Origin of the sequence: Streptomyces sp. SID1328 (assembly GCF_009865595.1) — a bacterium.
Classification (GTDB): domain Bacteria; phylum Actinomycetota; class Actinomycetes; order Streptomycetales; family Streptomycetaceae; genus Streptomyces; species Streptomyces griseoluteus.
This window is the reverse complement of sequence record NZ_WWKH01000185.1, coordinates 1-7,330: the sequence shown is the minus strand read 5'-3', so window position 1 is coordinate 7,330 and position 7,330 is coordinate 1. Positions and strand designations below refer to the sequence as shown.

Annotated in this window: 8 protein-coding genes and 1 pseudogene; 6 read left to right on the top strand and 3 right to left on the bottom strand. The window is 71.2% G+C overall.

Features of this window, described 5'->3' with window-relative positions; all coding sequences use genetic code 11:
* Positions 1 to 211, bottom strand: a 211-nt coding sequence (locus tag GT030_RS05680) for an ATP-binding cassette domain-containing protein (protein ID WP_161200130.1), incomplete at its 3' end; no start/stop codon positions are given.
* Positions 212 to 502: 291 nt separating this feature from the next.
* Here GT030_RS05680 and GT030_RS05675 point away from each other — a divergent pair.
* Both GT030_RS05675 and GT030_RS05670 read left to right on the top strand, forming a co-directional pair.
* Positions 503 to 1,192, top strand: a complete 690-nt coding sequence (locus GT030_RS05675) for a response regulator transcription factor (protein ID WP_130337398.1) — start codon at positions 503 to 505, stop codon at positions 1,190 to 1,192.
* A gap of 9 nt (positions 1,193 to 1,201) precedes the next feature.
* Positions 1,202 to 2,635 (top strand): HAMP domain-containing sensor histidine kinase, encoded by a 1,434-nt coding sequence (locus GT030_RS05670; protein ID WP_161200129.1) that lies wholly within the window; start codon positions 1,202 to 1,204, stop codon positions 2,633 to 2,635.
* Here GT030_RS05670 and GT030_RS05665 read toward each other — a convergent pair.
* Positions 2,614 to 3,630, bottom strand: a complete 1,017-nt coding sequence (locus GT030_RS05665; RefSeq protein WP_161200128.1) for a TAXI family TRAP transporter solute-binding subunit — start codon at positions 3,628 to 3,630, stop codon at positions 2,614 to 2,616. The genes GT030_RS05670 and GT030_RS05665 overlap by 22 nt on opposite strands.
* A gap of 121 nt (positions 3,631 to 3,751) precedes the next feature.
* On the opposite strand from GT030_RS05665, the pseudogene GT030_RS05660 reads away from it, so the two are divergent.
* From GT030_RS05660 to GT030_RS05650, 3 genes and pseudogenes are all read left to right on the top strand, one after another.
* Positions 3,752 to 4,155 (top strand): annotated as a pseudogene (locus GT030_RS05660) (MazG nucleotide pyrophosphohydrolase domain-containing protein).
* Between the two features lie 77 nt (positions 4,156 to 4,232).
* Positions 4,233 to 5,759, top strand: coding sequence for a tRNA (N6-isopentenyl adenosine(37)-C2)-methylthiotransferase MiaB (gene miaB / locus GT030_RS05655; RefSeq protein ID WP_161200127.1), 1,527 nt, complete (start codon positions 4,233 to 4,235; stop codon positions 5,757 to 5,759).
* A 70-nt stretch (positions 5,760 to 5,829) separates the two neighbouring features.
* A complete protein-coding gene (locus tag GT030_RS05650) occupies positions 5,830 to 6,531 on the top strand; it encodes a hypothetical protein (protein WP_161200126.1) in 702 nt (233 codons plus the stop codon).
* On the opposite strand, the gene GT030_RS05645 is transcribed toward GT030_RS05650, so the two are convergent.
* Complete coding sequence (locus tag GT030_RS05645; RefSeq protein ID WP_161200125.1) at positions 6,528 to 6,791, bottom strand: antitoxin; 264 nt, start codon at positions 6,789 to 6,791, stop codon at positions 6,528 to 6,530. The two genes, GT030_RS05650 and GT030_RS05645, sit on opposite strands and share 4 nt — an antisense overlap.
* 180 nt (positions 6,792 to 6,971) lie before the next feature.
* Here GT030_RS05645 and GT030_RS05640 point away from each other — a divergent pair.
* Positions 6,972 to 7,330 (top strand): isopentenyl transferase family protein (locus tag GT030_RS05640; RefSeq protein ID WP_346009574.1); only part of this gene is annotated, 359 nt, incomplete at its 3' end.

Here is a 7,330-nt window from a genome sequence, read left to right as displayed (position 1 = left end):
AGTCGATCGTCTCCAGACGGTTGATGGTGCGGCACAGGGTCGACTTGCCGGACCCGGACGGCCCGATGACCACGACGACCTCCCCGCGGCCGATCGTCAGGTCGATCTCCTGGAGCACATGCAACGCGCCGAAGTGCTTGTTGACGCTCTTCAGGACGACCAGGTCGTCGGACGCGGCCACGTCTTCCTTGGCCACCGCTACTTCGGTCATCGCTCTCGGGCTCCGTCCTCCTCGGTTTCGGTGGACAGTAGTGACGACCCCGCGTCGGCGTCACCACATCTGAGGTGAATCTGAGCATCACGATCCGATAGCAATCGGACACGTGTCGTAGCACTTGCGTTCTGTGCGCGTATCGGCCGGATAACGGAAGGCCCGGGCAACCGGAACCCTCTTGACTGCGTCGTCCTTCATCGGCGTCACTGCATGGTGCACACGCGCACACCATCGGTACACACCCGAGAAGAACCCAGACCGTACGAACGCTGAATCGAAGGGGGCGGGATGAGACTGCTGCTCGTCGAGGACGACAACCACGTCGCCGCGGCCCTCTCCGCGGTCCTCGCCCGGCACGGCTTCGACGTCACCCACGCCCGCAGCGGCGAGGAGGCGCTCCAGGCGCTCGTCCCCGAGGGCCCCGGCTTCGGCGTGATCCTGCTCGACCTCGGTCTGCCCGACCAGGACGGCTACGAGGTCTGCGGCAAGATCCGCAAGCGCACCGGCACCCCGGTCATCATGGTCACCGCCCGCTCCGACATCCGCTCCCGCATCCACGGGCTCAACCTGGGCGCCGACGACTACGTGGTGAAGCCGTACGACACCGGTGAACTCCTCGCCCGCATCCATGCCGTCAGCCGCCGCACCGTCCCTGAGGACGCTGTGACCGGCGACGACAGCGCCGCTCTGCTGCTCGGCACGGTCCGCATCGAACTGCCCACCCGGCAGGTCAGCGTGGCCGGGGCCACCGTGGCACTGACCCGCAAGGAGTTCGACCTGCTCGCGCTGCTCGCCCAGCGGCCCGGCGTGGTCTTCCGTCGGGAGCAGATCATCAGCGAGGTGTGGCGCACCAGTTGGGAAGGGACCGGGCGCACGCTGGAGGTGCACGTGGCGTCGCTGCGCGCCAAGCTGCGCATGCCCGCGCTGATCGAGACCGTGCGCGGGGTCGGTTACCGGCTCGTCGCCCCGGCCGGATAGCGGGGCCGGGTGCGCACTCGGCTCCTGCCGCTGCTCATCGTGCTGATGGCGGCCGTGCTCCTCGCGCTCGGCGTACCGCTCGCCGCCAGCGTGGCCGCGGCCGAGCAGCAGCGCGTCATCGTGGACCGGATAGACGACACCGCGCGCTTCGCCGCACTCGCCCAGTTCGTCACCGACACCCCGAGCGGCAACCGCTCCACTGCCCCCGACGAGCGCCTCCGGACCCTCCACCGCGAGCTGAAGAGTTACCACAACGTCTACGACATCCGTGCCGGTGTCTTCTACAGCGACCGCTCCGCCATGGTCAACGCACCCGGCGACTGGTTGGTACCGGAGGAGGGGGTGGTCCGGGCGGCCTTCGAGGAGGCGCTGCTCAGCCGCCGCAGCCACGACCCCGGCCAGGTGTGGCCCTGGCAGCGGACCCGGCTCGTGGTCGCCTCGCCGGTCATCCGGGACGGGGACGTGGTGGCGGTCGTCGTCACCGACTCGCCCACCGAGCAGATGCGGTGGCGGGTGCTGCGCGGCTGGGCGCTGATCGCGGCCGGGGAGATCGCGGCGATGCTCCTCGCGGTGGGCGCGGCGCTGCGGCTGACCGGCTGGGTGCTGCGGCCGGTGCGCATCCTGGACGCCACCACTCATGACATCGCCACCGGACGTCTGAAGTCGCGCGTCGCGGTCGGCGGCGGGCCGCCCGAACTGCGGCGGCTGGCGCGGTCGTTCAACGAGATGGCGGACAACGTCGAGGACGTGCTGGAGCAGCAGCGCGCATTTGTCGCGGATGCTTCCCATCAACTGCGCAACCCCCTCTCGGCTCTGTTGCTGCGGATCGAACTGCTCTCCCTCGAACTCCCCGAGGGCAACGAGGAGATCGCCTCCGTGCGCACCGAGGGCAAGCGGCTGGCCCAGGTGCTGGACGACCTGCTCGACCTGGCGCTGGCCGAGCACGCCGAGACCGAGGCCCGGCTGACCGACATCGGCGCACTGGCCGGGGAACGGGTCGCCGCCTGGACGCCGACCGCCGAGGCCAAGGGCGTCCGGCTGGTCGGCGACTGCCCGCCCACGACCGCCTGGGCCGACGCGATCTCCCTGTCCAGCGCGCTGGACGCGGTGATCGACAACGCGGTCAAGTTCACCCCCGAGCACGGCACGGTCGAGGTCGGTGTCCTGGCGAGCGGAGACACCACCACCATCCAGGTCACCGACACCGGGCCGGGGCTGACCGACGACGAACTCGAGCGCGTGGGCGACCGGTTCTGGCGCAGCGGACGCCATCAGAACATCAAGGGCTCAGGACTGGGCCTGTCCATCACCCGCGCCCTGCTCGCCGCGACGGGCTGCTCCATCTCCTACGGCCACCACGAGCCCGAGGGCCTGCGGGTCACCGTCACGCTGCCCCGGCACGCCCCCGTCCCCGGCGCCCGTCAGGGCTTGACGGAGCGGTAGTAGCGCCGGGCGCCGATGTGCAGGGGGAGCGGGTCGGTGTAGATGGCGGTGCGCAGGTCCACGCGCTGTGCGGAGTGCACGTGCTTGCCTATCTCGTCCCGGCTCTTGATCACGATGCGGGTTATCCACTCCGTGAGCCTCGGGTCCAGGTCCGAGCGCGTCATCAGCAGGTTGGACACCGCGATGGTGGCCACCGTGGAGCCGCCCTGGACGAGCGGATACGCGGACTCGGGCATGTTGGTGGCGCGGTAGTAACGCGCCGGCTCCCCCTCGGCGTGCAACTGGGAGACGAGCTTCCCCTCTATCGGTATGAACCGGAACCCCGACTTGTCCGCGAGCTCGGTCAGCCCGCCGGTCGGCAGGCCCCCGGACCAGAAGAAGGCGTCGATGTCGTGGTCCGCCAGCATGTCCGGACCGGTGTCGATCCCCGCGGACACCGGGACGATGTCCTTCTCCGGGTCGATCCCGGCGGCCTTCAGTACCCCGTTCGCGATCAGCCGCACACCGGAGTTGGGCAGGCCGGTGGCCACCCGCTTGTCCCGGAGGTCGGCGACGCTGTCGATCTTGGCACCGGGCGCCACGATGAGCTGCACGTAGTCGTCGTAGAGCCGGGCCACCCCGCGCAGCCGGTGCTCGGCGGGGTGCGCCTGCTGGTACGTCTTTACCGCGTCGGCCGCCGCGATGGTGAAGTCGGCCTTGCCGGACGCCACCCGCTGCACGTTCTCCTGCGAACCGGCGCTGCTGGTCAGCTTCACGGTCAGACCCGGCATGTCCTTCGCCAACTCGTTGCGCAGGCGGCGGCCGTACTCCTCGTACACCCCGCGGGTGCCGCCGGTGCTGAACACGATGGTCCCGCTCGGCGGCTTCTCGCCGAGCGGTGCCAGCCACCAGAGCAGCAGGCCGAGCACCACGACTCCCACGCCCGACGCCCACAGCAAGCGGCGCCGGCCGGGCAGCCGGGCGGAGATCTCGGCGAACGGGAACACCTTGGACATGCGGGCGATCCTGCCAGGCCGCAAGCGGCCGGACCAGGGCTGTGGACAACCGCACGACCCTCTCTCCGGCCGCCTGTGGACAACCGGCGGGGGTGTCGCAGGCGGCGGTTACAGTCGCCGCATGAGCACTTCTCCCGCCCGTCTCGTCAGCGAGTTCCACCGCGCCTTCGGTCTCGACGCCCGCGCCGTACCCACCGAGATCAGTCCCGAACTCGCCGCGCACCGGGGGGAACTGCTCGCCGAGGAGGCCGCGGAGGTGGCCGAGGTCTCGGTCACCGGCCCCTCGACCACCTCGCGCAGGAACTGGCGGACGTGGTCTACGTCGCCTACGGCACCGCCCTGGTCCACGGCATCGACCTCGACGAGGTCATCGCCGAGATCCACCGCGCCAACATGAGCAAGGTGGGGCCGTCCGGCGAGATCAGCCGCCGCGAGGACGGCAAGGTCCTGAAGGGCGACCACTACCGGGCGCCCGACGTGTCGGCGGTGCTACGGCGCCAGGGATGGGCCCCGGCCGAGCGCTGACGGCCCCGCTGTGTCCCCGGTCACGGGCCGCCGGGAGCGGGGACGGAGGGCGTCCGGGGACCGCCTACCCTTGACCCATGACCACCAGCAGCGACCGGAGCCCGGCAGTGGACGTTCGAGAAGCCAAGACGTACGAGGTGCGCACCTACGGGTGCCAGATGAACGTCCACGACTCCGAGCGATTGTCCGGGCTGCTCGAGGACGCCGGTTACGTACGGGCGCCCGAGGGTTCGGACGGGGACGCCGACGTGGTCGTGTTCAACACGTGCGCGGTCCGCGAGAACGCGGACAACCGGCTCTACGGCAACCTCGGCCGGCTCGCGCCGCGCAAGATGTCGCGTCCCGGGATGCAGATCGCGGTCGGCGGCTGTCTCGCGCAGAAGGACCGCGACACCATCGTGAAGCGGGCGCCCTGGGTCGACGTCGTCTTCGGTACGCACAACATCGGCAAGCTGCCCGTCCTGCTGGAGCGCGCCCGCGTCCAGGAGGAGGCGCAGGTCGAGATCGCCGAGTCGCTGGAGGCGTTCCCCTCCACCCTGCCGACCCGGCGCGAGAGCGCCTACGCGGCCTGGGTGTCGATCTCCGTCGGCTGCAACAACACCTGCACCTTCTGCATCGTCCCGGCGCTGCGCGGCAAGGAGAAGGACCGCAGGACCGGTGACATCCTCGCCGAGATCGAGGCGCTGGTCGCCGAGGGCGTCAGCGAGATCACCCTGCTCGGGCAGAACGTCAACGCCTACGGCTCCGACATCGGTGACCGCGAGGCGTTCAGCAAGCTGCTGCGGGCCTGCGGAAAGATCGAGGGCCTGGAGCGCGTCCGCTTCACCTCCCCGCACCCCCGCGACTTCACCGACGACGTGATCGCCGCCATGGCCGAGACGCCGAACGTGATGCCGCAGCTCCACATGCCGCTCCAGTCCGGTTCGGACACCGTCCTGAAGGCGATGCGCCGCTCGTACCGGCAGGAGCGCTACCTCGGCATCATCGAGAAGGTCCGCGCCGCCATCCCGCACGCGGCCATCACCACCGACATCATCGTGGGCTTCCCCGGCGAGACCGAGGAGGACTTCGAGCAGACCATGCAGGTGGTCCGCGAGGCCCGCTTCGCCCAGGCGTTCACCTTCCAGTACTCCAAGCGTCCCGGCACCCCCGCCGCGACCATGGAGGGCCAGATCCCCAAGGAGGTCGTGCAGGCGCGCTACGAGCGCCTCGTCGCCCTCCAGGAGGAGATCTCCTGGGAGGAGAACAAGAAGCAGGTCGGCCGCACCCTGGAGCTGATGGTCGCCGAGGGCGAGGGCCGCAAGGACGGTGCCACCCACCGCCTCTCCGGCCGCGCCCCCGACAACCGCCTGGTCCACTTCACCAAGCCGGACGAGGAGGTGCGCCCCGGCGACGTCGTCACCGTCGAGGTGACCTACGCCGCCCCGCACCACCTGCTCGCCGAGGGCCCCGTCCTCGCCGTGCGCCGTACGCGCGCGGGCGACGCCTGGGAGAAGCGCAACGCGGCCGAGACCACGGAGAAGGCCGGCGTCATGCTCGGCCTGCCGAAGATCGGTGTCCCCGCGCCGCTGCCGGCCGCCACGAGCGGCTGCGGCTGCGACTGACCCGTACCGCGCCTCACCCCCGGTCCGAGCCATGCGCGGGCCGGGGGCGAGGCGGGTTACGCTGCCGGTCATGCTTGTCGCGGCCGCCGTCTGCCCCTGTCCACCGCTGCTCGTCCCCGAGGCCGCCGCGGGTGCCGCGCCCGAACTGGACGCCGCCCGAGCCGCCTGCGCGGAGGCGCTCGGTGTGCTCGCCGCCGCCCGCCCCGACCGCCTGGTGGTCCTCGGCCCCGCCGAGCAGGGCGGGCACTACCCGCAGGGCACTTGGGGTTCCTTCCAGGACTTCGGCGTCGATCTGGCTGTGAGGCTCGGCCCCGGGGACGCGCCCGGTCCGGAACTGCCCGCTTCTCTGGCCGTCGCCGCGTGGCTGCTGGCCCGGACCGGCTGGACGGACGTCCCGGTCGAGGGAGTGGCCGTGGACGCCGATCTCCCCGCCGGCCAGTGCGCCGGACTCGGGGCGGAGATCACCGGCGGGAACGACCGGATCGCCCTCCTCGTGATGGGCGACGGCAGTGCCTCCCGCTCGCTCAAGGCCCCCGGTTACCTCGACGACCGCGCGGCCCCCTTCGACGCCGAGGCCGCCCGCGCCCTGGGCACTGCCGACCTGGCGGCCCTCGCCGCCCTCGACACCGGCCTGGCCCGCGAACTCCAGGCCTCCGGCCGCGCCCCCTGGCAGGTCCTCGCCGCGGCGGCCGAGGGCGCCGGCCTGGACGGCACCCTGCTGTACGACGAGGCGCCGTACGGCGTCGGCTACCTCGTCGCCGCCTGGAGCTAGCTCTGGGGCGGAGTCCGGGGCGGAGCCTGCGGGCCCTCGCCGGGCTTCCGGCCCTCCTGCCCGAGGCGGTCCACCGCTTCCTTCGCCTTGTCCGTACCGGCGTGGATCTTGTCGGTGTACTTGCCCTTGGTCCGCTGGTCGACCAGCTGCGCGGCCTTGTCGATGCCGTCCTGCACGGCGTCGCCGTGCTGCCGGGCCAAGTCCGTCACCTTGTCCTTGGCCGGGCCGAGCGCGGCCTTCACATCGTCGAACAGACCCATGATCCACCTTCCGGAAAAGCCCGAATGCGCGTGATGCGGCACTTGTGAGCGACGCTACCCGCCCCAAGGGGCGTCACACCACGCGACCGCCCAGGCCACGCCCGTAACCCCTGCCCGCGTAGCCGCACGTCATTCACCGTCGGCCATCGGCGGGGCCGTGAGGTTTGCGAGACTGGTGCGGTGAGCAGTGCATCCCCCGCCCCCCGTGTCATCGCCGTCGTCGGCCCCACCGCGGCCGGAAAGTCGGACCTCGGCGTCTTCCTGGCCCAGCAGCTCGGCGGCGAGGTCATCAACGCCGACTCGATGCAGCTCTACCGTGGCATGGACATCGGCACCGCCAAACTCACCCCCGAGGAACGCGGCGGGATCCCGCACCATCTGCTCGACATCTGGGACGTGACGGTCGCCGCCTCCGTCGCCGAGTACCAGAAGCTGGCCCGCGCCCGCATCGACGCCCTCCTGGCCGAGGGCCGCTGGCCGATCCTGGTCGGCGGCTCCGGACTGTACGTGCGCGGTGCCGTCGACAACCTGGAGTTCCC